Genomic DNA, 295 nt, shown 5'->3' with positions numbered 1-295 from the left:
TATTCCCTGATAGCTCAGTTGGTAGAGCACTCGACTGTTAATCGAGTTGTCACAGGTTCGAGTCCTGTTCGGGGAGCCATTATGGAGAGATGTCCGAGTTGGTCGAAGGAGCACGATTGGAAATCGTGTAGGCGTCACAAGCGTCTCGAGGGTTCGAATCCCTCTTTCTCCGCCAGCATGGAATTTATAATATGGAACGAAATCTGTTTTGTATAATAGTTTCACATTAAAGATATGATAGATGACGCGGGGTGGAGCAGTCCGGTAGCTCGTCGGGCTCATAACCCGAAGGTCG

2 tRNA genes are annotated in these 295 nt (G+C 48.5%); both read left to right on the top strand.

The features are described 5' to 3' along the window. Positions 1-3 precede the first annotated feature (3 nt). Positions 4-79 (top strand) — tRNA-Asn (locus tag H580_RS0118345). Between the two features lie 4 nt (positions 80-83). After that, positions 84-175 (top strand) — tRNA-Ser (locus H580_RS0118340). Positions 176-295: the final 120 nt, after the last annotated feature.

Origin of the sequence: Paenibacillus assamensis DSM 18201 (genome assembly GCF_000422445.1) — a bacterium.
Classification (GTDB): Bacteria; Bacillota; Bacilli; order Paenibacillales; family Paenibacillaceae; genus Paenibacillus_B; species Paenibacillus_B assamensis.
Note: the sequence above shows the minus strand (reverse complement) of the source record. Positions and strands in the feature narration are given on the sequence as shown.